1 protein-coding gene is annotated in these 691 nt (G+C 43.6%); it reads left to right on the top strand.

The genetic code is table 11. The features are described from left to right. Window positions 1-691 (top strand): MotB family protein (locus A3739_RS06020; protein WP_068500685.1); only part of this gene is annotated, 691 nt, incomplete at both ends.

Here is a 691-nt window from a genome sequence, read left to right on the forward strand (position 1 = left end):
TGCGAAGAATGCAAACCGGGGCTTCCTGCTTGGATGGGAACCTTTGCAGACTTAATGTCTCTGCTCATGTGTTTCTTTGTATTGCTTCTATCGTTTGCTGAAATGGATGTTTTGAAGTTTAAGCGTCTTGCTGGCTCCATGCGTGAAGCATTTGGTGTTCAGAAACAAGTCGAAGTGAATCAAGTCCCTACTGGCACCAGTGTGGTAGCACTAGAGTTCGCGCCGGGAAAACCAGAGCCAACGCCCATTCGGACAGTCATGCAACAAACGACTAATCCCAACGAGCAAAGTTTAGAGTTGATGTGCGATCAATCAACACCGCGTGAGGCTGCACATGAATGTACCGATGCATTGGATGAAAATGATAGGGAAATGCTAGAGCTGCAACAATTATTGGTTTCTACTGTCACTAAGGCTGCTGAGGAAGCAGAAGATCAGGCTCTCGAAATTGCGTCTTTTCTAGAGAAAGAAATTTCAGAAGAATTAATCGAATTAGAAACTCAAGGGCGCAAAATTATTATACGAGTTGAAGAGAAAGGGTCGTTTTCTTCAGGTTCAGCGCATCTGGAAGATGATTTTTTACCTATTTTGGACAAGCTCGTTGACCTACTAGGCTCTGTTCAGGGTAGAATTTCAATAGAAGGGCACACGGATGATGTGCCGATAAAAACAAAAGAATTTCCATCAAACT

The organism is Oleiphilus sp. HI0067 (assembly GCF_001635735.1).